At 70.5% G+C, this 23,542-nt stretch carries 20 protein-coding genes; 5 read left to right on the forward strand and 15 right to left on the reverse strand.

Features of this window, described 5'->3' with window-relative positions; genetic code table 11:
• Window positions 1-100: 100 nt before the first annotated feature.
• Window positions 101-559 carry an SRPBCC family protein gene (locus ACZ4XD_RS14550; RefSeq protein WP_468041978.1) on the reverse strand — a complete coding sequence of 153 codons (459 nt, stop codon included), beginning with the start codon at window positions 557-559 and terminating at the stop codon, window positions 101-103.
• Window positions 560-930: 371 nt separating this feature from the next.
• On the opposite strand from ACZ4XD_RS14550, the gene ctaD reads away from it, so the two are divergent.
• Both ctaD and ACZ4XD_RS14560 read left to right on the forward strand, forming a co-directional pair.
• Window positions 931-2,667, forward strand: a complete 1,737-nt coding sequence (gene ctaD / locus ACZ4XD_RS14555; RefSeq protein ID WP_468041980.1) for an aa3-type cytochrome oxidase subunit I — start codon at window positions 931-933, stop codon at window positions 2,665-2,667.
• Window positions 2,664-3,041 (forward strand): ATP-binding protein, encoded by a 378-nt coding sequence (locus tag ACZ4XD_RS14560; RefSeq protein WP_468041982.1) that lies wholly within the window; start codon window positions 2,664-2,666, stop codon window positions 3,039-3,041. The genes ctaD and ACZ4XD_RS14560 overlap by 4 nt, the downstream gene beginning before the upstream one ends.
• 75 nt (window positions 3,042-3,116) lie before the next feature.
• Here ACZ4XD_RS14560 and ACZ4XD_RS14565 read toward each other — a convergent pair whose 3' ends face one another.
• Together ACZ4XD_RS14565 and ACZ4XD_RS14570 are read right to left on the reverse strand one after the other, a co-directional pair.
• The gene (locus ACZ4XD_RS14565; protein WP_468041984.1) at window positions 3,117-4,166 is read right to left on the reverse strand and encodes a YihY/virulence factor BrkB family protein; all 1,050 of its coding nucleotides are present in this window, start codon (window positions 4,164-4,166) and stop codon (window positions 3,117-3,119) included.
• 130 nt (window positions 4,167-4,296) lie between these two features.
• Entirely contained in the window at window positions 4,297-5,046 is a 750-nt protein-coding gene (locus tag ACZ4XD_RS14570) for a TioE family transcriptional regulator (RefSeq protein WP_468041986.1), read from the reverse strand.
• Between the two features lie 58 nt (window positions 5,047-5,104).
• On the opposite strand from ACZ4XD_RS14570, the gene ACZ4XD_RS14575 reads away from it, so the two are divergent.
• Complete coding sequence (locus tag ACZ4XD_RS14575; RefSeq protein WP_468041988.1) at window positions 5,105-6,307, forward strand: erythromycin esterase family protein; 1,203 nt, start codon at window positions 5,105-5,107, stop codon at window positions 6,305-6,307.
• Here the strand turns inward: ACZ4XD_RS14575 and ACZ4XD_RS14580 are convergent.
• Window positions 6,304-10,803 (reverse strand): cation-translocating P-type ATPase, encoded by a 4,500-nt coding sequence (locus tag ACZ4XD_RS14580; RefSeq protein ID WP_468041990.1) that lies wholly within the window; start codon window positions 10,801-10,803, stop codon window positions 6,304-6,306. The two genes, ACZ4XD_RS14575 and ACZ4XD_RS14580, sit on opposite strands and share 4 nt — an antisense overlap.
• 147 nt (window positions 10,804-10,950) lie before the next feature.
• Here ACZ4XD_RS14580 and ACZ4XD_RS14585 point away from each other — a divergent pair, with 147 nt between their 5' ends.
• Complete coding sequence (locus tag ACZ4XD_RS14585) at window positions 10,951-11,748, forward strand: CBS domain-containing protein (protein ID WP_468041992.1); 798 nt, start codon at window positions 10,951-10,953, stop codon at window positions 11,746-11,748.
• Between the two features lie 94 nt (window positions 11,749-11,842).
• Here ACZ4XD_RS14585 and ACZ4XD_RS14590 read toward each other — a convergent pair whose 3' ends face one another.
• The 8 genes from ACZ4XD_RS14590 to ACZ4XD_RS14625 all read right to left on the reverse strand — a co-directional run bounded on the left by ACZ4XD_RS14590 (window position 11,843) and on the right by ACZ4XD_RS14625 (window position 20,130).
• A complete protein-coding gene (locus tag ACZ4XD_RS14590; RefSeq protein ID WP_468041994.1) occupies window positions 11,843-12,811 on the reverse strand; it encodes an AraC-like ligand-binding domain-containing protein in 969 nt (322 codons plus the stop codon).
• Between the two features lie 391 nt (window positions 12,812-13,202).
• Window positions 13,203-13,775 (reverse strand): hypothetical protein, encoded by a 573-nt coding sequence (locus ACZ4XD_RS14595; protein WP_468041996.1) that lies wholly within the window; start codon window positions 13,773-13,775, stop codon window positions 13,203-13,205.
• A complete protein-coding gene (locus ACZ4XD_RS14600) occupies window positions 13,772-14,893 on the reverse strand; it encodes an ROK family glucokinase (protein ID WP_042159104.1) in 1,122 nt (373 codons plus the stop codon). The genes ACZ4XD_RS14595 and ACZ4XD_RS14600 overlap by 4 nt, the downstream gene beginning before the upstream one ends.
• Before the next feature lie 229 nt (window positions 14,894-15,122).
• Entirely contained in the window at window positions 15,123-15,932 is an 810-nt protein-coding gene (locus ACZ4XD_RS14605; RefSeq protein WP_251083760.1) for an ATP-binding cassette domain-containing protein, read from the reverse strand.
• Window positions 15,929-16,996: an ABC transporter permease gene (locus ACZ4XD_RS14610; RefSeq protein ID WP_468041999.1), complete on the reverse strand. Its 1,068-nt coding sequence runs from the start codon at window positions 16,994-16,996 to the stop codon at window positions 15,929-15,931. The genes ACZ4XD_RS14605 and ACZ4XD_RS14610 overlap by 4 nt, the downstream gene beginning before the upstream one ends.
• Window positions 16,993-18,006 (reverse strand): sugar ABC transporter substrate-binding protein, encoded by a 1,014-nt coding sequence (locus ACZ4XD_RS14615; protein ID WP_468042001.1) that lies wholly within the window; start codon window positions 18,004-18,006, stop codon window positions 16,993-16,995. Before ACZ4XD_RS14615 ends, ACZ4XD_RS14610 begins: the two co-directional genes overlap by 4 nt.
• Window positions 18,007-18,188: 182 nt before the next feature.
• Window positions 18,189-19,193 carry a sugar ABC transporter substrate-binding protein gene (locus tag ACZ4XD_RS14620; protein WP_468042003.1) on the reverse strand — a complete coding sequence of 335 codons (1,005 nt, stop codon included), beginning with the start codon at window positions 19,191-19,193 and terminating at the stop codon, window positions 18,189-18,191.
• A gap of 217 nt (window positions 19,194-19,410) precedes the next feature.
• Window positions 19,411-20,130, reverse strand: a complete 720-nt coding sequence (locus ACZ4XD_RS14625) for a GntR family transcriptional regulator (protein ID WP_468042222.1) — start codon at window positions 20,128-20,130, stop codon at window positions 19,411-19,413.
• 302 nt (window positions 20,131-20,432) lie between these two features.
• Between ACZ4XD_RS14625 and ACZ4XD_RS14630 the strand changes: the two genes are divergently transcribed.
• Complete coding sequence (locus tag ACZ4XD_RS14630; protein ID WP_042159109.1) at window positions 20,433-20,807, forward strand: VOC family protein; 375 nt, start codon at window positions 20,433-20,435, stop codon at window positions 20,805-20,807.
• Window positions 20,808-20,831: 24 nt separating this feature from the next.
• Here ACZ4XD_RS14630 and ACZ4XD_RS14635 read toward each other — a convergent pair whose 3' ends face one another.
• From ACZ4XD_RS14635 to ACZ4XD_RS14645, 3 genes are all read right to left on the reverse strand, one after another.
• Complete coding sequence (locus ACZ4XD_RS14635; protein ID WP_468042006.1) at window positions 20,832-21,293, reverse strand: PaaI family thioesterase; 462 nt, start codon at window positions 21,291-21,293, stop codon at window positions 20,832-20,834.
• A 90-nt stretch (window positions 21,294-21,383) separates the two neighbouring features.
• Window positions 21,384-22,205 (reverse strand): transporter substrate-binding domain-containing protein, encoded by an 822-nt coding sequence (locus ACZ4XD_RS14640; protein ID WP_468042008.1) that lies wholly within the window; start codon window positions 22,203-22,205, stop codon window positions 21,384-21,386.
• 268 nt (window positions 22,206-22,473) lie between these two features.
• The gene (locus ACZ4XD_RS14645; protein ID WP_468042010.1) at window positions 22,474-23,133 is read right to left on the reverse strand and encodes a bifunctional 4-hydroxy-2-oxoglutarate aldolase/2-dehydro-3-deoxy-phosphogluconate aldolase; all 660 of its coding nucleotides are present in this window, start codon (window positions 23,131-23,133) and stop codon (window positions 22,474-22,476) included.
• Window positions 23,134-23,542: the final 409 nt, after the last annotated feature.

Below are 23,542 nucleotides of genomic sequence, written 5' to 3' on the forward strand. Positions count from 1 at the left end.
CCCCCCCCCCCCCCCCCCCCCCCCCCCCCCCCCCCCCCCCCCCCCCCCCCCCCCCCCCCCCCCCCCCCCCCCCCCCCCCCCCCCCCCCCCCCGGGTCGGGCTAGCCGGGCTTGATCCGGCCGCGCCAGGCTCCGGATTCGGCGCCACGGTGCTCGATGTAGTCCTTGAAGCGCCGCATATCGCCCTTGACCCGACGTTCGATGGTTCCCGACATGTCGGCGGCCTTCTCCGCCATGCCCGAGGGCTCGATGTCCATCACGAGCTCCACCCGCGTGTGGGTTTCATCCAGGCGCTGGAAGCTGACCAGGCCCTTCTGCTGCGTATCGCCGGTGGTGGTACGCCAGGCGATGCGGTCGTCCGGGAGCTGGTCAACGATCTCGGTGTCGAACTCCCGCCGTACGCCGCCGATTTTGGTGGTCCAGCGGTTGTGCTGGTCGTCGAGCTGGGTGACCCTCTCGACTCCCTCCATGAACTTCGGGAACTCCTCGAACTGTGTCCACTGGTTGTAGGCGGTGTGGACCGGAACCTCGACGTCCACCGTCTCCTTCACCGTGCTCATCGCTACGCCTCCTCAGTGGTGGCTTGCGCGGGTGACGAAGCCCGCGACGCGCATCTCGCGTAGTTCAGCGGGTGCCCGATGACTGGCTTCTCAGACGGCGCCCACAGGGGTTTTCGGCTGATGCGCAGCCACCGGTGCTCAGCGATTCCGTACAGAACCGCTGGTCCCGGCCCGGACCACGAGCGCTGAGCTCCGTGCTCCCGGCCTTGTGGGGCGGCCGGCAACGGCGACGCGGTCCGACTAGGCCGGTTGGGTCTGACTGTCATCCCAGTGGCGGCGTTTCGCCCCTTTCGGATCGCAGGCGAGTGCTGCGACGGCCATGATGCCGCTGACTGGCGACGCCAACCGCGAGCATCGGGAGACACCCCCTAGTGAGTATGAGCAACGAAATCCACGGTGCGGCGGCAGCCGAGGACTCGTACGAAAACGAATTGCCGGTCAAGGGCCAGGAGCCCGGTGGCGTCGTGATCAGGTGGCTGACGACCACCGACCACAAGACCATCGGCACCCTCTACCTGATGACCTCGTTCGCGTTTTTCCTCGTCGGCGGGTTGATGGCGCTGGTGATGCGTGCCGAGCTGGCCCAGCCGGGCACCCAGATCGTGTCGAACGAGCAGTTCAACCAGGCGTTCACGATGCACGGCACGATCATGCTGCTGATGTTCGCGACGCCGCTGTTCGCCGGCTTCACCAACTGGATCATGCCGCTCCAGATCGGCGCCCCCGACGTGGCCTTCCCGCGGCTGAACATGTTCGCCTACTGGCTCTACCTGTTCGGCTCGCTGATCGCGGTGGCCGGCTTCCTCACCCCGGACGGCGCGGCCGACTTCGGCTGGTTCGCCTACACACCGCTGTCGGAGGCCGCGCACACCCCGGGCGTCGGCGGCGATATGTGGATCATGGGGCTGGCCTTCTCCGGCTTCGGCACCATCCTCGGTGCGGTCAACTTCATCACCACCATCATCTGCATGCGCGCCCCGGGCTTGACGATGTTCCGGATGCCGATCTTCACCTGGAACGTCCTGCTGACGGCTGTCCTGGTGCTGCTGGCCTTCCCGATCCTGGCCGCCGCGCTGTTCGCCCTGGAGGCGGACCGCAAATTCGGTGCCCACGTGTACGACCCCGCCAACGGGGGCTCGCTGCTGTGGCAGCACCTCTTCTGGTTCTTCGGGCACCCGGAGGTCTACATCATCGCCCTGCCGTTCTTCGGCATCGTCACCGAGGTCATCCCGGTGTTCGCCCGCAAGCCGATCTTCGGCTACATCGGTCTGGTCGCCGCCACCATCTCGATCGCCGGCCTCTCCGTGTCGGTGTGGGCACACCACATGTTCGTCACCGGTGGTGTGCTGCTGCCGTTCTTCTCCTTCATGACGTTCTTGATCGCCGTCCCGACCGGTGTGAAGTTCTTCAACTGGGTCGGCACGATGTGGAAGGGCTCGCTCTCCTTCGAGACGCCGATGCTCTGGGCGATCGGCTTCCTCGTCACGTTCCTCTTCGGGGGGCTCACGGGCATCATCCTGGCCTCCCCGCCGATGGACTTTCATGTGTCCGACTCGTACTTCGTGGTGGCCCACTTCCACTACGTGGTCTTCGGCACGGTCGTCTTCGCGATGTTCTCCGGCTTCCACTTCTGGTGGCCGAAGTTCACCGGCAAGATGCTGGACGAGCGGCTCGGCAAGATCACGTTCTGGACGCTGTTCGTGGGCTTCCACGGCACCTTCCTCGTCCAGCACTGGCTCGGTGCCGAGGGCATGCCGCGGCGCTATGCGGACTACTTGGCGGCCGACGGCTTCACCGGCCTGAATTCCGTCTCGACGATCAGCTCGTTCCTGCTGGGCCTGTCGATCCTGCCGTTCCTGTACAACGTCTGGAAGACGGCCAAGTACGGCGTAGCGGTCGGCGTCGACGATCCCTGGGGCTACGGACGCTCGCTGGAGTGGGCGACCTCGTGTCCGCCGCCGCGGCACAACTTCCTCACCCTGCCGCGGATCCGCAGCGAATCCCCGGCATTCGACCTGCACCACCCCGAGATCGCCCAATACGACGAGGCGACCCGAGGCAAGCGCGATGTGGTGGAGGCGCCCGGCCAAGAAGGCGGCCGGCCTTGACGCCCCCGAGCCGTCACGAACCCCGGCTGGACCAGGACAGTGCCGAACTCGCCAACGAGGTCGAGGGCTACCTCCTCGTCCAGGCCGAGCAAGAGCTGGCGCGGCGCGAGGCCGAAGCGCTCTGCGCGCGCCTCGACTGGCTCACGACGGGTCAGGCCGAAGAGCTCACCCGCCACTACACCGAGCAGCGGCTCGGCCTGACCCGCCAGGCGCTGCAAGCCACGGCTGACCGGGCCCAGCGGCTGCGCGGCGAATACGAGATCCGCTACGCCGCACTGCGTCGCGCCTTGCTCAAACGGCATGCCGTGGGCGCTTGTCTGCTGCTCGTCTGTTCCACCGCAGCCGGCGCGGGGTCCCGTTTCCTCGCTCACTGATCTGAACAGGTGCAGCGACTGCCGTTTGCGTGAACTGGGCGTCTCCCCCGGCAGCTCCTGGCACCGCCGACCGTCTCAGTCCTGGTCTTTCAGGCGTCGCCGGTCCTGCTCGTCCCACGTGCGGGTGTCGCGCGGTTCGACGTACGGCTCCTCCTGCTCGGGGTGGCCGCCGGTGATGGCCCGCTGGCGGGAGGTCTCGGCGTCGAACTCCAGGCCGAGAAGGATCGCCAAGTTGGTGAGCCACAGCCACACCAGGAAGACGATGATTCCGGCGAAGGTTCCGTAGGTCTTGTTGTACGAGCCGAAGTTCGCCACGTACAACGCGAACCCGGCCGAGGCGATCATCCAGATCAGCAGCGCCAGGAAGCCGCCCGGCGTGACCCAGCGAAATCCCCTCACCCGCGCGTTCGGCGTCGCCCAGTACAGGATCGCGATCATGATCGTGACCAGGACCACCAGCACCGGCCACTTCGCGATCGACCACACGGTCAGCGCCGTGTCCCCGATGCCCAGCGCCGTGCCGGCCTGGCGGGCCAGCGGGCCGGTGAACAACACGATCAGCGCGCTGACCACCGCCAGGACCATCAGCACCACGGTGACACCGAGGCGTACCGGCAGCACCTTCCATACCGGCCGGCCCTCGGGGACGTCGTAGACGGCGTTGGCGGTGCGGATGAACGCCGCGACGTAACCAGAGGTCGACCACAAGGCCAGCACCAGGCCGACGATCGCCATCACCGAACCGACCCCGGCGTTGCCCTGCAACTGCTGCACCGCGTTCGTGATCACGTCACGTGCGGAGCCGGGGACGACCTTGATGACATTGCTCAGCACCTTGTCCGTCGCCGACTTGCCGACGAGGCCGAGCAGTGAGACCAGCACCAGCAGCGCCGGGAAGAGCGCCAGGATCCCGTAGTAGGTCAGCGCCGCCGCACGGTCGGTGAGCTCGTCCCTCTGGAACTCCTTCGTCGTCCGGCGCAGCACCGCCCACCACGACTGCTTGCCCAGCCCCGTCGGAGAGTCCGGCGCCCGTCGCTCCACCTCCGGCTGGGGGCCATACCTCTCGGTCGGCTCCTCGCTCCCGGACGCCCGGCCTTTATGCCCCGGATTCCGTCGTCGTGTCATGTATTCACCAGTACCCCTGCCCCATGGCTCACGCACGCGCACGAGGCAGTCGACCCGCAGCGGGCACTCGGCAACGCTCTGGCCATCGGGCGACGAGCCGGAACCCGCTCGACGGCCGGCGGCCGAGGTCTCATCCGCGCTCGCGGAGGTACGCATCCAGCTCCGCGGCCCCGGTCAGCATCGCCCGGCCGCGGGCGGACAGCCGGCCGTGCCAGTCGCGCAGGGCGCCTTCCAGGGGCTCCAGCCCACCGGCCGCCCGTACTTGGGCGAGCAGCGGGGCGATCTGCTCCAGCAGGTAGCCGCCCCGCCTGAGCTGGTGGGCCAGCCGGGCGTCCCGTACGTCGGCCTCGTCGTAGACGCGGTACCCGGTCAGCGGGTCACGGCGCGGGCGTACCAGCCCGGCGCGCTCCCATTTGCGGAGCGTCGCGGGCCGGATGCCGAGCCTTCCCGCCAGCGGCCCGATGAATGTGCCGCCGGCCTCGGATGCCGCGGCCGGCTCGGGCCCCGCATCAGGCCCGGACGCCGTCGTGGGCTCCAGGTCGCGCAGGGCGCTCTCCACGGCCTGGAGGGTGCGGCGGTCGTCGAGGAGTTGGGCGTGGCTCTCGTCGATGAGGCGAAACGCCTCCTCGGCCGCGCCCTCGTTCACCGCCCGCATGATCGACGTCGCCGTCTGGTGGCCGTGGCCGGGCACCAGGGCCAGGAACGCGCGCAAGGCACCCGCGTGCAGCGGGGTGTAGGTGCGGTAGCCGTGGGGTGTGCGATCGGCGGCCGGAAGGATGCCGGCCTCCTCGTAGTTCCTGACCGCCTGCGTGGACAGACCGTGCCCGCGCGCCAGATCAATCGGCCTGAGACGTTCGCCGTTTTGAAGGTTTCGTGCCATGACACCGCCATGATCGGGGAAAAGTTTCAACCGAGGGTTCAACGATACCGTTGAAGGCATGGCTACTGACATCAAGGACTCCGTCCATGCCGTCGAGGCGGCCGCCGTCAGGGGGCTGCTCCCGGCCCGGCCGCGACTGCTCGCCCTGGGCGAGCCGACCCACGGCGAGGACACTCTGCTCGACCAGCGCAACGAGCTCTTCCGGCAGTTCGTCGAGCAGGACGGCTACCGGACGATCGCGATCGAGAGCGACTGCCTGAGGGGCCTGGCCGTGGACGACTACGTCACCTCGGGCACGGGCACTCTCGACAAGGTCATGGAGCACGGATTCAGCCACGGGTTCGGCGCCTCCGCGGCCAACCGCGAGCTCGTGCGCTGGATGCGTGCCTACAACGACGGCCGCCCCGCGTCCGAGCAGCTCCGCTTCGCCGGGTTCGACGGCCCGCTGGAGATCACTCACGCCGCGAGCCCCCGGCAGGCCCTCACCGCACTCCACGGGTACCTCTCGGCCCGGGTGGCCGCGGACCTGCTCCCCTGCACCGGGGAAACGCTCGACCGACTGCTCGGCGCCGATGACCGGTGGACCGAACCCGCCGCGATGATGAACCCGGCCCAGTCCGTGGGGCAGTCGGCCGAGGCCCGTCAACTGCGGCTGCTCGCCGACGACTTGGTGGCGCTGCTCGACACACAGATACCGCAGCTGATCACGGCGACCTCGCGGGACGACGTGGACCGGGCACGCCTGTACGGGCGCACCGCGACCGGCCTGCTGCGCTACCACTACTCGATGGCCGACACCTCACCGGCCCGCATGACCCGGCTGTGCGCGCTGCGGGATTCGATGATGGCCCACCATCTCCTTGCCCTCGCCGCACGGCGCCCGGCACTCGTCCACGCCCACAACTCCCATCTTCAGCGGGCGAAGAGCACCATGCAGATGTGGCAGGGGCCGGTGGAGTGGTGGAGCGCCGGTGCGCTCGTGAGCGCGCAGCTCGGCGAGGAGTACGCCTTCGTGGCGACGGCCCTCGGCACGATCCGGCACCAGGGGGTGGACACTCCGCCGCCGGACACCGTCGAAGGACTCCTCCACGCGCTTCCGGAGGACCGCTGCGTCATCGACGCCCCGCGGCTGGCCGCCGCCCTCGGCGACGCGGTGCCCGCGCCTCGCGTTTCCCCCTGGTTCGGCTACGCCCCGCTCGCCCCGGCCCATCTGCCGGACATCGACGGCATCCTGTTCGTCAAGGACGTTCCGCAGAGCTAGGGCGCGTCCGCAAGGACCCGGCTGACGGGGCGCCTCGCCGGTGCTCCGTCTGTTTCTGCCTCTCCTTTCTCGGTGGCCGGTGTGAGGCGTGTGGTGATCAGCGGCGCGAAGAAGTGGCCGAGGAGGGTGGCGGTGGTGATCGCGCCCAGGGTGATGCCCCAGGCGACGGGCCCGAGGGGGGTGCAGCCGAAGAACTGGCTGACACCGGGGGTCTGGATGATGGCGGCGAGGACGGCCGCGGAGCCGAGTCCGGCCACCAGAACGTTGCGGTCGGTGCCCCCGGTGGTGAGGGTCTGAGCGAGTTGGGTACCGACGACGGCGGCGAGGGCGACCGTTGACGCGCGCCGACCGCGGCCCGTGAGGCGCGCCGCGGTCCAGGCCAGGCCGGCGCCGAGGGCGGTGATGACGCCCCGCAGCAGCATTTCCTGGGTGAGGGCGGTGCCCAGTGAGCGGTGCGGGCCCTCGGCGAGGAGGCGCTCGCCGGTCTGGCCGGACGGCTCGCGTACCGCGATGGCGAGGGAAGGGGCGAGGTCGGTGAGGAGATTGACGAGCATGATCTGACGTGCGTTCAGCGGGGTGGTACCGGTCAGTGCGGAGGCGACGACGCTGAAGGTGACCTCGCCGAGGTTTCCGCCGATGAGGATGGCGAGTGCCGCGCGGACGGTGGTCCACATGGCGCGGCCTTCCATGAGGGCGGAGACGATGGTCTCCAGCCGGTCGTCGGTCACGACCAGATCCGCGGCGGCGGTCGCGGCCGGAGTACCGCGGCGCCCGAGTGCGATGCCGACGTCGGCGAGTCGGATGGCGGGGGCGTCGTTGGCTCCGTCGCCGGTCATGGCCACGACGCGGCCGATGCGCTGGTAGGCCTGGACGATCCTGACCTTGTGACTGGGGCTGCAGCGAGCGATGACATCGACGGTGGGCAGCAGTTCGTCCAGCGCGTCATCGTCGAGTACGTCGATCTCCGTCCCGGTGCACACCTTGGGCTCCGCGACCTCCTTGCTGATGGCGGAGGCGATGGCGTCGGCGGTGGCGGGGTGGTCGCCGGTGAGCATCACGGTGTGCACGCCGGCCGCGCGCAGGCGTGCCGTCGCGGGCGCGGCGCTGTCGCGCACCGGGTCGCCCAGCGTGAGGAACCCGAGGAAGTCCAGGCCCTGTACGCCTTCGTCGGTGAGCTCCTCACCGGTCTCCATGCTGCGTTCCGCCACGGCCAGGACCCTTCGCCCGGCGGCGGCGAGTTCCTCGGCCGCTTCAGCAAGGGCTCGCCTGGCCGATTCGTCGAGAGTCACCGGCCCGTCCGGCTGCCGCCGCCGGGTACACCGGCTGACGACGTTTTCGGGTGCTCCCTTGACGCTGAGCAGGACACCGCGGCCGGTGTGGCCGACGGTGGCGTGGTACGCCCTGGCCGGCTCGAAGGCAAGGGCGTCCGTGCGCCGCCAACGGGGCGCGCCGGTGCGGGTGGTGACCTTTGCCCGGCGGGCGCCGTCGACGATCGCCCGGTCGGTCTGGTGGGCCATCGGTTCGGCCTGCCGGGCGGGCGGCGTGGCGCGCAGGGCGGCGGCGAGGACTTCCTTGCGGGGCGCGTCGAGCCGGTCGAGGGGGGCGGCGCGCTCGCCATCGCTGACGCCCGCGAGCTCCAGAGTGCCTTCGGTCAGGGTGCCGGTCTTGTCGAAGCAGAGGACGTCGGCGCGGCCGAGTGCCTCGATGGTGCGGGGATTGCGTACGAGGGCGCCCAGGTCGGCCAGGCGGCGCGCGGCGGCGAGCTGGGCGGCGTTGACGAGGAAGGGCAGGCCCTCGGGTACGGAGGCGACGGCCAGGTTGACCGCCGAGGCCAGATTGTCGGTCAGGGGGCGGCCGTGCAGAAGCCCGGAGAGGGCGACCGCGACCGCGGACCCCAGGGCGATGGGCATGCTGGCGCGGGTGAGTGAGGAGAGCCGGGCCTCCACGCCGGTTTCCGGCGCGGCCTGGCGGGCGGTGGCGAGACTGCGTCCGGCTTCGGTGGCCGAGCCGGTCGCCACGACGACGGCCACGGCCCGACCGGCGGAGACCGTCGTGCCCTCATAGAGCATCGAGCGGCGTCCGGTGAGGTGCGCGGCGACCACCGGCGCGGGATCCTTGCTCACGGCCAGGGATTCCCCCGTGAGGGAGGACTCGTCGACCTCAAACCCTTCCGCCTCCAGCAGCCGGCAGTCCGCGGGCACCACATCCTCGGGCCCCAAAGTGAGGACATCGCCGGGCACCAGATCGCCCGAGGTGACCAGCCGCTCCCGTCCCTCGCGCCGCACGCAGGCGCCGATGGCCGACTGGGCGAAGAGCTCAGCGAGTGCGCGCTCGGTATTCACCCGCTGGAAGCCGCCGACGAGTGCGGACACACCGGTGATGGCGGCGACCAGGCCCGCGTCGGTCCGGGACCCCACCGCCGCGGCGAGAGCGGCACCGGCGGCGAGGATGGGGGTCAGCGGATTGGAGAGCTCTTCGATGAAGGCGTACGGCAGGGTCAGCTTCGCCGGCTCCCCCGCGTGCGCCTCGGCGCCGCGAGCGGTCGCTTCCTGCGTCGAAAGGCCCTCGGGACGGGTTCGCAGCCGCTCCATGACGCGGTCGACGGGCATGAGGTGCCAGGGAATCCGGGTCACGGGCGGGGTGAGGGGGCGGCTCAGCAGCTGCCGGGCGCGCCAGGCGCCGATGCAGAAGGCCACGGCCCCGGCGGTGTTGCTCACCGCGAGGACCCGCGCGGTCGCCCGCCGGGCCGGCCCCTGAAGGGCGGCGACAGCGCCGATCCCGCTGCCGCCCGCGGCCACGTAGTGGCTGTCGCGGTCGACCACCGCGGCCACCCCCACGGCGTCGACGATCAAGCCCGCTGCCTCCAGATCCGTCCCCACCAGCACGTGGGCGCCCCAGGGCGTCTGCTCGTCCTCGCGATGCACACCGATCGCGCAGTCGGCCGTGCCCAACGCGCGGCGGTCGGCGGAGACCAGCAGAACGACCGCGCCCTCGGCCTGCAGGCCACGGACCGAGTCCGCCAGGCGATCGCCCGCGGGCAGCACGGCGTCGGCGAATCGGAAGCCGGGGGCGTCCCGGTCGGACGCCACCACGACCCGTGCGCCGGCCCGTCGTGCTGCCGCGGCGACGGCCTCGGCTCCCGGGGCTGACTGGGTGCCCAGCCCCGCCACCGCCTGGAGCCGGTGGCCTTGGGCCAGCCCGAGGATCTTCTCGCTGCCGCCCCGTCTCAGACCATCCGCAGCCTTGCGACCGGTCCGCCCCTTCAGGTCCAGCCCGTCCAGCGGGCCCAGCACCCAGCCGTCCGCGCTGCTGACGGCCAGCGGCGCATCGGTGTCGAAGAGCGAGAACAGCCGCTCGGAAACCTGCTCCGGATCAGCGCCGGCCAGCAGCTCCAGGTCCACCGGCTCGTACCGGTCCCCCCGAAGCGCTTCTTCCTCCAGCAGGATGGTGTCCACCTGTCCCAGGCGCCGCAGCGCGGTACGGTCCATCGTCACCACGCCGCGCAGCGCCAGATGCCGCCCCAGAGCCGTGGCGAAGCCCTCACGCCCGGCGCCAGGTGCCTTCGGCACCGAGGCCACACCGACCGCGATCGCCTTGCGGATCCCGGCGAACGGCCAGGCGGCCAGGCCGGCGGCGAGGCCCGCGGCCATCGACCGCTCCGCGTACCGGTCGGCGCCGTCCCGGGGCGAGGGGCCGGACCGGCCGGCCGGGACCGCGTCGGCCGAGGCTTCCTCCGGTCCCCGGACGAGCTTGGCTTCGCGCTCGCGCCACGCGGCGCGTTCCACGCTCGCCTCCCGCCACACCGCCAGGCGTGACAGCACGTCCAGGGCGAGCCCGCCCCCGCCGGTGGCCACGCCCTGCACCAGCGCGCCGATCACCGGGAGCAGCGAGTCCTCGTGCTCACTCGGGCTGATGTCCTCGACCAGGTGACGCAGGCGCGGGTGATAGCGAACGGCATCGAGGCCACCGGCGACCTCCGGCGGCAGGCCGAACCACGGAGCGAGCCGCCGGAACGTGACCAGCGCCAGCCCCAGCGTGTCCGCCACCAGTGCCGGCACCGACGGGAACGGCGGGCCCTCCGCCGGGTGATGCGGCTCCGGCTGCCACTCGTCGAACGCTTCCGCATCCGCCGCATGGTCTCCTTCAGCCCGCTCCACCAGCGCGACCAGCTCACGCGTGCCGGGAGCGGGCGAGCCCACCGCAACGATGACCCGTTCCATGGGCGCGTTCACCCGCGCCCACAGCACCCCCGGATGCTCCTCCACGGCCCGCTCCACACGACGGGCGACGGCCTCGCCTCGCGGGCCGTGGACACCGGAGACCGCGAGGTAGCAGCGCTCGGACGACCACCACACCTCGCGGTCGGTGCCCTCCAGGAGTCTCTCCGCCACTCCCCGGACGGCCCGGACGCCGGATGCCGTGTGCGAGGCAACGGCGGAGACGACCGACCCCAGGAAAGGCGGCATTCCGAGGGCCGAGGCATGCTCCGGCGCCATGCAGCATGCCTCCTCGGATCAGAGCGTTGATGCCTCTTTCCAGCCTTCAGAGGCAGTCTCACCGAATCCGATGAAAGGGGCGATACGGGGTAGACCTATTGATAAGGGGGCCTGGATTTTCATGATCGAACAGGCGAGGCGATACTCGTGACCTCCACACCCCAACCGCACTCCCCGTCCAGCGCCGAAACCGACACCGCAGGCGAGCGCCCGGCCGAGCCCCCTCCCAAGGCCACCCCGCCACCGTCGGCAGCGAAGCGCACGGTCACCCTGACCATGCCCTCGCCCGGCCGGGTGGCGAGCGGCGTGCTGGACGCCGCCATGGCGCCCGTAGCCGTCGCCCGGCGGGTCCTGCCCGCCAAGAAGGGCCTCCCGCTCTACCTGGGCCTTGGTGTCCTCGGTGCCGCAGAAGTGCTCGAATGGCCCGTCGCCATCGGCATCGGTATCGGCTATGCCGTCCTGCGCCGCGATGACGGCGTGCTCGCCGCCCCACCAGCCACCACCAAGAGCGAGGAAGCGGAGGAGTCCACCGCGACGACCGCACGCGCGATCATGACCCCGGACGCCACCTGCGTCGGAGCCGACGAGACCGTCCTGGAGGCGGCGAAGGAGATGACCGAACTCGGCGTCGGGTCCCTGCCCGTCCGCGGCCCCGACGAGCGCCTCGAAGGCATGCTCACCGACCGCGACATCGTCGTGAAAGTCCTCGCCGCGGGCAAGGACCCCGCCAAGGTGAAGGCCGGCGACCTCGCCCAGGGAGACGTGGTGACCGTCGACGCCAACGAGGAAGCCGAAGACATCCTGCACACCATGAGCCGGAACAAGGTCCGCCGCGTGCCGGTCATCGAGGACAACGCGCTGGTCGGCATCGTCACGCAGGCCGACGTCGCACGGACACTGCCCGACCCCAAGGTCGGCGACCTGCTCGAAGCCATCTCCGCCTGAGGAACCTCCCGACGGGCACCTGAAGTACGGCGGAGCAGGCGTCGGCGCCCTCCCCCGTCCCGCACATCCGAATGTCGTCACCTCGAAGCCCCGACTACCGGCCGGGGAGGCAGGTCGCCTGCCGGTAATCCTTCGGTGGCATGCCATAGGCGGTTCGGAAGGTACGGGTGAAGTCGGCTGCGTGGGGGAAGCCGCAGCGGGCGGCGATGGCGTGGATGGGGGTGGTGCGCCAGGTGGGGTCGGCGAGTTCGCGGCGGGCGCGTTCGAGGCGTTGCCGGCGGATCCAGGCTGCGACGGTGGTCTCTTCGTGTCGGAAGAGGCGGTGAAGGTAGCTGGTGGAGATGTGGTGCGCGGCTGCGATCACCGGGGGCCGCAGGTCAGGGTCGGCCAGATTTCGATGAATGAATGCCTGGATGCGCAGGATCAGCGCGCGTCGGTGGGATTCGGGCGGCACTTGGGCGTCGGCTTCCAGGTGGTGGCCGAGCGTGGCGGTGAGCAGGTCCAGGGCCACCGTGCCCAGACGGGAGGTGTCTGCGGGCCGGTAGGGCGTGGTGTCGGTGGCCAGGCGCATAAGGAACTGCGCGAGCAGGCCGCCGATTCCTTCCCCGCCGGATAAGGAGCGGGCGAGAAGGCGGTCAACGCTGTGGGGAGGAAAGGGCAGTAGCTGTTTGGGGATGCCCATTCCCACCGATGTCACTGCGCCGGCTACGGTCTCCCAGGGTCGTGAGGTGTCGACGACATACATCTGTTGTGGACCGTGCTCGGCTTCGTGGCCGCCATGGCGGATTCCCACGGTTCCGCGCAGGAGAAGCGCGAGGGTGTAACACTCCGGGTCGGACTGCCGGATCAACTTCGCTGTCCGCAGCCCCGTGACCGGCTGAACCTTCGTCGGCACCACCGATACCGGCCCCAGCTGGAGGCTGCGCAGCTCACCGTCGAAGTCATCGGAGTGCTCGCTGCTGGTCTCCATGGGGCAGACCGCCTCGGCCAGGTGCTGCCGCCAGACATCGAATCGGTCAGGCTTCGGCACCTCACTGCTGCGGAAGATCGTCTCCATCGTCATCGCGCTTCCCCCTGGTGTACGGCTGCGTACGGGAGCCCACGCGGCGGGTGGCCGCCGTCCGGCGCCCCGTGGTGGTCAATCACGAGGCCGGAGACGGGATGACGCCCGTAGCCTTCCGCTCCCTCAGCGAGGTGCGCGGAGCCAGGGGCGTGGTGCCGCCTTGGGCCGAAGTCTGAGCCTATGCAGTCCACCGGGCCGTCCGCACCGGCAATCAGGCCACACTGTCCCTTTCGCCGCACCGATGGCTTGTGCCCCATGCCGCAAGCAGAGCGAAACCCCTACGGTCACCACGCGGGCCGATCAGGCCTCGACGACCTAGAGGTGTACTTCGACCCGGACGACGAACCGGACCAGAACGACTGGGGCGCGCTCGCCGCGCCCCCGGAGCAGGTCAGAACTTCACGGTGGAGACCGTGTAGACCACCGGGTGTCCCGGCTCGTCGTAGCTGACCATGATCCGCTGGGAGGGGTGCGGTGCCCGGTCCGTGGTCGTCGTGCCGGCCCACGGGCCGTCGGTGCCCAGGTCCCAGCCGACCTTGGCCGCCTGGCCGGGCGGGATGGTCATCCGGTCCTTCTTGAGCGCGGCGGTGCTGGTGCCGACCGCCGCGAGGTAGTGCTCCAGGCCCCACTCGTTGGTCCGGAACTGCACGAACAGCGCGCTGGTCTGCCAGGAGTTGGTCTCGTAGTAGTAGACCGGGGTGGAGCCGACCGGTACCGGGACGTTGTAGATCCGCTGCTGGACCTTGGAGGGGAAGGCATTGGTCAGGCCGGTGGCAGCGGCCTCCAGCTCCTTGCCCTCACCGCTGTCGCGGCTCTGCTCGGCGGAGATGACGATATAGCCGGCCGGGATGGCGATCAGCAGGAAGACGATCAGCGCCATCAGCAGCGGACGGCGGCGCTTAACGCGCGGCGGCGCGGGCGGCTGGGGGTCGTCGTGCAGGGAGTGCAGGTCGGTGTCGGTCATCGGCGGCCGGCCCGTTCATAGCGTTCGTGGCGCTCGACGCGGCGCCGGTTGGCACGCCGGAAGCGGCGGGCCACCAGGCGGGCCAGGTCGGCGGCGCCGACCATGCCGGCCTCGGGACCCAACTGGGCCTTGGCGATGGTGGCTTCGGGGCGGTAGCCGCGGCCGGTGAGCTGGCGCCGGAAGGCGTCCCTGGCCGGGGCGATCAGCAGGTCGTCGGCGGCGCTGACGCCACCGCCGATGACGAAGCAGGACGGGTCGAGGGCGGCGGCGAGGTTGGCGATGCCGACGCCGAGCCACTGGCCGATCTCCTGGAGGAGCTCGACGCACATCGCGTCGCCCTCCCGCGCCAGCTCGGTGATCAGCGGCCCGGTGATGTCGCCGACCCGGCCGCCGACCCGCTCGATGATGTTGTACGCGACCGGGGAGTCGGCGGCGGCCAGTTCACGGGCCTCGCGCACCAGGGCGTTGCCGGAGCTGTACTGCTCCCAGCAGCCGCGGTTGCCGCACGGGCAGCGGTGGCCGCCGGGGACGACCTGCATATGGCCGAATTCACCGGCCACGCCGTACTTACCGCGCTTGACCGCGCCGTCCTCCAGGATCGCGCCGCCGATGCCCGTACCGAGCGTGATCATGACGAGGTGGTCCTGGCCGCGGCCGGCGCCGAAGCGCCACTCCGCCCAGGCGGCGGTGTTGGCGTCGTTGTCGACCATGACGGGGACGGCCAGACGGCCGGCGAGCCGGTCACGCAGGGGCTCGTTGCGCCAGTTCAGATGCGGGGCGAAGAGCACCTTGCTGCGGTCCGCGTCGACCCAGCCGGCCGCGCCGATACCGACGGCGTGGACGTCGTGCCGGTCGGAGAGATCGAGCACCAGCTCGGTGATGGTGTCCTCGACGACCTGGGGGCTCTTGGACTTGTCCGGCGTCTCGGTGCGGACCTTCTCCAGGATGGCGCCGTCGGCGTCGACCACCCCCGCCATGACCTTGGTGCCGCCGATGTCGATGCCGACGGTGGGCACCCGGGGGGCGGTCAGCAGCGAGCGCCGCTCGCGGGTGCCGACCGTGCGCAGCACGGTGGCTCTGGCGGATCCTCGGTGCACCCGGTCCCGGTACATGCTCATCGACCCACCTCTTCGCCGGTGCTCCCCCACTGCCCGAAGGGCGTGGGGGGTGCCCCCGTGCGGCTGCTGCGTGCTCGCAAGAGTCGTCTCGTCCCTGCGGGTCTCGGGAGGCCGGGGCCTCGATGTGCTGGTTCGCTGCGATTGTGCATCACCCGCACCGTTCCGCGCACCGCGACGGAGAGTGACGCGCCCCGCGCGGCCCGGGGGCCTGCGCGGGGCGCGGTGAAGATCACTCGGGCCGGTGACCGCCGGGGAATTCCGGTGTCGCGGTGCGGGCCAGCTCATGACTGAGCTGTTCCAGCTCGCTGCCGCCTGCCATTTGGCGGGTCAGCTCCTCCAGGGCGATCTCCGATTTGGCGTGGCTGCCGGCCATCGTGCCCCGCTTGAGCAGTACGAAGCGGTCGCCGACGAGATAGGCGTGATGCGGATTGTGGGTGATCAACACCACGCCGAGTCCGGCATCCCGGGCGGCCGCGACGTACTTGAGGACGACGCCGGACTGCTTGACGCCGAGCGCCGCGGTCGGCTCGTCCAGGACGAGGACCTTGGCGCCGAAGTAGACGGCGCGGGCGATGGCGACGCACTGCCGCTCGCCGCCCGAGAGGGTGCCGATGGGCTGGTCGACATCGCGCAGGTCGATGCCCATCCGCAGCAGCTCACTGCGGGTGGTCTCGCGCATCGTCCGGACATCGAGCCGCTTGAACGGCCCGGCGCCGGTGGTGGGCTCGGAGCCGAGGAAGAAGTTCCGCCACACCGGCATCAGGGGGACCACGGCGAGGTCCTGGTAGACGGTGGCGATGCCGCGGTCCAGGGCCTCGCGCGGGGAGGCGAGGGTGGTCTCCTCCCCGTCGATGGTGAAGGAGCCGGCGTCATGCCGGTGCAGCCCCGCGATGATCTTGATGAGGGTGGACTTGCCGGCGCCGTTGTCGCCCAGCACACAGGAGATCTCTCCCGCGTGCACCTCCAGCGAGACACCTTCCAGGGCCCGGACGTTCCCGTAGTACTTGCTGACGTCGGTCAGCTCAACCAGCGCTGTCATGCCTTTTCCTCCGCCCGCTTGCGGACCCATGCGTTCAGGAGCGTGGCGAGCAGCAGCATCGCGCCGAGGAAGAACTTGTACCAGTCCGGATTCCACTGCGCGTAGACGATGCCCTTGCTGGCCATGCCGAAGATGAAGGCGCCGACGGCGGCACCGATCGCCGAGCCGAAGCCGCCGGTCATCAGACAGCCGCCGACCGCCGCGGCGATGATGTAGAGGAACTCGTTGCCCACGCCGTCGCCGGACTGGATCGCGTCGTACGAGAACAGCAGATGCTGGCCGGAGACCCAGGCGGCGAAGGCGACGCCCATGTAGAGGCCGATCTTGGTCTTGGTGACCGGGACACCCACGGCCCGTGCGGCGTCGGCGTTACCGCCCACCGCGAAGATCCAGTTGCCGACGCGGGTGCGCAGCAGGATCCAGGTGGCGACCGCGACCAGCGCCAGCCACCACAGGATGGTGACCTGGATGTCCACGCTGCCCAGGGTCAGATGCGAGGCGAAGAGCGTACGGGCCGAGTCGAAGCCCTCCATGTCGGCGATGGTCTTCGTCGAGACCGTGCCGCTGATCAGCTTGGTGAAGCCGAGGTTGAGGCCGGTCAGCATGAAGAAGGTGCCGAGCGTGATGATGAAGCTGGGCAGTTTCGTACGGGTCAGCAGCAGGCCGTTGAACGCCCCGATGGCGAGGGTGACCAGCAGCGACACCCCCACGCCCACCCAGGTGTTGGCGGTCATCTGGTAGCTGAACATCGACGAGATCAGCGCCGAGCTGACGACCATGACACCGGCCGACAGATCGAATTCCCCGCCGATCATCAGCAGCGCCACCGGCACGGCCATGATGCCGATCGTCGATGACGCGTAGAGCACGGTGGAGAGGCTGGCGGCGCGCAGGAACGGCTCGGCGACGATCGAGAAGAAGACGAAGACCGCGGCGGCGCCGACGACGGAGCCCAGCTCGGGGCGGCCCATCAGCCGCCGGGCGAGGGAGCGGTGCAGCAGCCGTTCGTCGCCGCTCTTGGCCGGACCGGCCGGCTGAAGTGGTGGTGCGTCCGCGTGGCTCATCGGGTCCCCCGCTTCGTGTAGTCCTCCAGTGCGGCGGCGTCCTTCTTGGTGATCACCTGGGGCCCGGTGAGCACCGGCTTGCCACCGCCGAGGACGTCGGCGTTGTACTTGTAGAGCCACAGTAGGTCGACGGCCTGGTAGCCCTGGAGGTAGGGCTGCTGGTCGACGGCGAAGCCGAGTGTGCCGTCCTTCAGGCCGGTCGCGACCTGGGCATTGAGGTCGAAGGTGTCGATCTCGGCCTTGCTGCCGGCCTGCTCCTTGGCCTTGACGGCCGTGGCGGCGAAGGGCGCGCCGAGCGTGACGACGGCGTCGAGGGCGCTGTCGGACTGGAGCTTGGACTCGATCGAGGACTGCACATCGGGCATGTTGGTGCCCTCGACATACAGCTTCTGAAGATCGCCCTTGAAGGTCTTCTTGGCGCCGTCGCAGCGCTGCTCATGGCCGACGTTGCCCTGCTCGTGCAGGATGCACAGGGCCTTCTTGCGGCCGCGCTTGTTCAGTTCCTCGCCGACCGCCTCGCCGGCCACCGTCTCGTCCTGCCCGATGTGGCTGAGCGCCCCGAACGCCTTGGACTCCTCGGCGCCGGAGTTCACCGTGATCACCGGGATGCCGGCCTTCTCGGCCTTGGCGACGACATCCTTCATGGCGTTGGGCTTGGCCAGCGAGACGATCAGCCCGTCGACCTTCTGGTCGATGTAGGACTGCACCAGCTGGCTCTGCCGCTGGGCCTCCTTGTCGTGCCCGTAGACGAACTTGATGTTGTCCTTGACGGCGGCCTGCTGGGCGCCGTTCTGCACGATGTCCCAGAAGGTGTCGCCGTCTCCCGAGTGGGTGACCATCGCAAACGTCCACCTGGGGGTGTTCACCGCGGCCTTGCCGCCGGCGGCCTTGGCGGCCCGCTCCTGCTCGGCGCGCAGACCTCCGGTGCTGCTGCATCCCGCCAGGGAGGCGCCCAGCGCCGCCGCCAGCACGGCGCCGATGACGCGTCCCCTTCTCCGAACCCGTGCCACGAGGACTCGCCCTTCCCACTGATCTTGCCGTGTCGGCTGCGTTGGTCGTATTCGCTGTCCGGCCGGTCGGGCCGGCCGCTGTGTGGTGTCGTCCACCGGTACCGGCCGGCCGGTACCGACCGGCCAAGTATCCGTGACCGGTGATCTGTCCCGGTTCATGGGGTCCCGTCTTCCCTGGGGCGTCACCGGGTGCCTCGCCCGGTGTACTCGGTGAGCTTGGGTACGTCCTTCTCGGTGACCAGGGCGGGCCCGGTGAGCACCGGCTTGCCGCCGCCGAGGACATCGGCGTTGGTCCTGTGGAGCCAGAGCAGATCCACCGCCTCGTAGCCCTGGAGGTAGGGCTGCTGGTCGACGGCGAAGGTGAGGTCCTTGGCCTTGAGCAGCTTGACGACGGCGGAGTTCAGGTCGAAGGTCGCGATCTGCGCCCGGCTGCCGGCCTCCTCCTTGGCCTTGAGCGAGATCGCCGCCATCGGCGCACCGAGCGTGACGATCGCGTCGATGGAGGTGTCGGACTGCAGCTTGGCCTCGATCGAGGACTGTGAGTTCGGCGCGTTGGTGCCGTCCACATCGAGGTTCTCGACCGTTCCGCGGAAGCCCTTGCGGACGCCGGCGCAGCGATCCTCCAGCGACACATTGCCCTGCTCGTGGAGGACGCAGAGCACCTTCTTCGCCTTCCGCTCGTTCAGCTCCTCGCCGACCGCGCGGCCGGCCACCGACTCGTCCTGTCCGATGTGGGTGAGCGCCCCGTACGCCGCGGAGAACTCGCCACCGGAATTGACGGTGATGACGGGGATGCCCCGCGCCACGGCCTTGCGGACGGCCGCCTTGACGGCGTGCGGCTTGGCGAGGGTGACGATCAGCCCGTCCACCTTCTGATCGATGTACGACTGGATCAGCGCGGCCTGCTGGGCGCCTTCCTTGTCGTGCGCGTACAGGAACTTCACCTTGTCCTTGGCGGCGGCCTGCTGGGCACCGTTCTGCACGATGTCCCAGAAGGTGTCGCCGTCGCCGGAGTGGCTGACCATGCCGATGGTCATGCGCGGGGTGCCGGCGTCCTTGCCGGCTGCGTCGGGGTCGCCGCCGGAGCCGCACCCGGTGGCGAGCGCGGCGGTTGCCAGTAAAGCGGCTGCGCTGCGCACAGCGACACTGCGGACAGCGAGGGGGCCAGTCGTACGCACGCCGATCATCGTGGGACCGCCTTTTCTCCCGGCCGCCGGAATGCGGCTGGAGGAGTTTGTAACGGCGCGCGCGGAGCCACGTCAATGGTTTGTCAGAACATTCTGACGAATGCGGGTCGCGAGGGGCCTACAGAACGGGATTTTTCGGGCAATACGGAGCGTCCGGCCGTGCTCAGGCAGGCAGGGTGGCCGGTCCGGCGGCCGTCGGGGGCAGCGCCCGCTCGGCTCAGGGCCGTACCAGCAGCTGGAACTCGAAGGCGTAACGGGACGCCCGGTAGACGTGTGAGCCGAATTCGACCGCGCGCCCGGTGTCGTCGAAGGTGGTCCGCTGCATCGTGAGCAGCGGGGCGCCCTCGGGCTCGTCGAGCCGCTCACCCTCCTCGACGGTCGCGGCACGGGCCCCGACGGCCTGCCGGGCGCTGTGCAGGGTGATCCCGGCCGACCGCATCAGGCGGTACAGGCCGGTCTCCTCCAGCTCGGCGGTCCTCAGCTCGATCAGTCCGGCGGGGAGGTGGTTCCGCAGATGTGCCACGGGCTCACCGTGCGCCAGCCGCAGCCGCTCGACCAGCGCGACCTCCGCCCCCTCGGCGATCCCCAGCGCGGCGGCGACCTCGGCATCGGCCTCGGTGGTGGTGTTCAGCAGCACACGGGTGGCCGGCTTCTGCCCGGCCGCCTCCAGGTCGTCGTAGAGGCTGCTCAGCTCCAGGGGGCGCTTGACCTGGCTGTGGACGACCTGGGTGCCGATACCGCGGCGGCGCACCAGCAGGCCCTTGTCGACCAGCGACTGGATCGCCTGCCGCACCGTCGGCCGGGACAGGCCGAGCCGGCCGGCCAGCTCGATCTCATTGCCGAGCAGGCTGCCGGGCGCCAGCTTCCCGTGCTCGATCGCGGCCTCCAGCTGCTGGGACAGCTGGAAATACAACGGGACCGGACTGCTCCGGTCCACGCTGAACTGGACGGGGCCGTCGGCGCCCAGGGCTTGTTCCGTATCGCGTTTCCCCACGCTCGCGAGCGTATCCGCCCCGGCAGATGACGGGAAGTCCGGAGGTCACATTGTCCGGACAAGACGGACCGTGCACGGTTCCCCGGCCTCCCCCCCCCGGCCGGGAAACGGGCGCGGCGCGTCCGCTCGTTGCCGTACAGGCCGTCCCGTACGCCGGAATACTGGGCCGAGGACAGCCGTGACCGCACACCGGGCCGGGCGCCCCCGCCCGGGCCCCGACCACTCGCACGTCCCGGAGGAGCCTCATGCCCATTCGCCGTGTCGTCCCCGACATCCACTCCGACGACCTGGCAGGAAGCCGTGCGTTCTACGGCCTGCTGGGGTTCGAGGAGGTCATGAACCTGGGCTGGGTCATGACCCTCGCCTCGCCCGCCAACCCCACCGCCCAGCTCATCTTCATGACCCACGACAAGACCGCCCCCGTCACCCCCGACATGAGCATCGAGGTCGACGACGTGGACGCGGCCTACGCCGCCGTCCTGGCCGCCGGCGCGCCGGTCGTCCGGCCGCTCCAGGACGAGGAGTGGGGCGTGCGCCGCTTCTTCGTCCAGGACCCCAACGGCCGGGTCGTCAACGTCCTCGGCCACCGGCCGTCGGCGGGCGGCACCGGGAGCGACTGAGCCGCCCCTGACGGCCGGTCCGCCCTACGTCTCGGCACCGCCGCCCGCGGGCCCGTTGAGCGTCATCGCCGTCCCCTGCGCCACCGCACAGACGGTCTCCGCCCCCTCCGCGTCGAGCATGGTCAGCTCGCAGCGGCAGACGGCCTGCCGGCGGCCGGCCTGGACGACCTGGGCGCGGGCCCGCAGCGTCCGGCCGAGCGCCGGGCGCGCGTACTGGATGGAGAAACCGCCGGTGACGATGGCCGGGCCCAGGGCCGTGGCCGCGGCGAAGGTGAGGGTGTTGTCGGCGGCGTACGACAGCACCCCGCCGTGCACGAACCCGTGCTGCTGGAGGAGTTCCTCGCGGATATCGATCTCCAGCGTCGCCGTGCCCTCCGCGAACTCGGTGATCCGCGCCTGCACCAGCCTGCTGAACGGCTGTGCCGCCAGCCCCTGTTGGGCCGCCGCGAGATCGAACACCGCACTCGCCTGCACCGAACCGGCCATCTCACCCTCCACCTCTCGTCCTGCATCAGGAAAAGTCCGACTCGATATTAGAGCCAACTCTCCAAAACAGCACGCGGCCGCTACGGTCCGCTACTTCATCCAGGCGTCCTCGTACTTCCGGTACGTCCCGTCGTGGGTGGCGAGGTGAACCCACTGGTCCACATACGCCTTGAACTCGTCGTCGCCGCGGGGCAGCGCGTAGGCCTTCTCGGAGAAGGTGAAGGGCTTGTCCGGGTGGAGCGAGCAGAGTTCGGGGTGGATCTTGGCTTGGTAGCGGGTCTCGCCGGCGTCGGTCATCATCACATCGGCGCGGCCCGCGATGATCTCGTCGAAGATCGTGGTGTTGTCCGGATGGACCGTGAGGGTCGCCCGGTGGATATGGGCGCGGGCGAACTCCTCATTGGTGCCGCCCGGGTTGACGATGACGCGCGTGCCGGGCCGGTCGATCTGCGCCAGGGTCCGGTACTTGTCCTTGTCCGTGCAGCGCACCAGCGGCGTCTTGCCGTCGGTGCGGGTGGGTTCGCTGAAGTACACCGAGCGGGCGCGCGGGAGGGTGACCGAGACACCACCCATGGCGATGTCACAGCGGCCGGCCGACAGATCGCCGACGAGCCGGGCCCAGGTCGTGGCCACATAACGCGGGGTGGCGTCGAGGCTCTTGGCCAGATCCCCGGCCATCTTGATGTCCACACCGCTGTACTTGCCCGTGGCGGGGTCGCGGTGCGTGAAGGGGCGGTAGTCACCCGTGGTGCAGACGCGCAGCACCCCGCGCCGGGGGACGGCGTCGAGGGCCGACGGCTTCCCGGCGGCGGTGGCTCCCCGTACGGCGGCGGGGGCGTCCGAGGCCGCCGGGGCGGCGGCGGTGACGGCGAGCAGACAGGCGAGGGCGGAGAGCGTGGCGGCGCGCTTCATGGGGGCTCCTGTGACTCCGGTACGCGGCGACTCGGTCGCATGATCGAAGCGCTCAGAGTGACAGAGCCCGGGGTCCGGGAGAAGCCCCCGACCGGCCCGGATGGCCGGAGGGGCCGGTCGGCGGCGCACCGACGCGCCGTCAGTGCGCGTACGGCACGCGCGCCGTCGGTCCCGGCAGGGGCCGGGCGGCGGCACACCGGCCCGCCGTCAGCCGTCCTGCCGCACGCCCGCCGTCAACCCTCCTGCCGCACGCCCGCCGTCGGTCCGCTCAGAAGTCCGCGGTGCCGCGGAGCGCCGGGCGGTCCGGGGCGGCCTCCTCCAGGCGCGTGAGGAGATCGGCGGCGCGCTTGGCAACCCTGTCACGGTCGCCGTCGGAGAGGGCCGCACCCATGCCCACGGCGACGGCGCCGGCGGCGATCCACTCCGGCGCGCTGTCGACCGTCACCCCGCCCGTCGGCAGCAGCGGCACCTGCGGCAGCGCGGCACGGACCTCCGTCAGCCAGGCCGGGTCGTGTCCCGAGGCGGGGAACAGCTTGAGCGCGTCCGCCCCGAGCTCCAGCCCCTGGACCATCTCGGACGGCGTCGACACCCCGGGGAAGACCGGGACGCCATAGCGGTGGCCGGTACGGATGACCTCGGCGTCCAGGCGTGGCGAGACCAGGAAACGGGCACCCGCGTCGACCGCCATCCGGGCCGATATCGCGTCAAGGACCGTGCCGGCACCGATGACCGCGTCGTCCCCCAGCTCCCGGGTGAGCGTGGTGACCGCTTCCAGGGCGAAGGGGGTGGTGAGGGATATCTCCAGGCTGGTGATGCCCGCGGACAGCAGAGTATCGGCGGTGGCGCTGGCCTCGTCGTAGGTCCGGCTACGGACGATGGCGAAAACACGCTGCGCCAGTGCGGCCCGGGTGATTTCCCAGCGATACACGGCAGTTCGCCGTCCTTCCTTGTCTCCGACGCTCCATGCCGCCTCGCCTTGACCTACAGCGGATACGGCATGTTCCGGGGCGTGCCGCAGCAGCTGACCACACATGGTCTTTTTCCGCCGATGCCCGCCCGCTCCTCGTTTTCACCAAAACGCTACCGGGAGCCACTGACAATCCTCTCTCGGGGGTGCGCCCCGTGCGCCCCTTCTGCCAAGAATGAGGAGAAGAGGGAGGTCGGAGGGGGCGCACGGCACAGGCGCGCGGCATCGCGCACGGGACGGGCGGGCAGCACGACGGCGGGGGGGGGGGGGGGGGGGGGGGGGGTGGAGGGGGGGGGGGGGGGGGGGGGGGGGGGGTAGGCCGCAACATCTGTGGTTTTTTTTTTCTTTTTTGTCGGACAGAAGGGGTCCG

It is taken from the genome of Streptomyces sp. NPDC029466 (genome assembly GCF_055574515.1).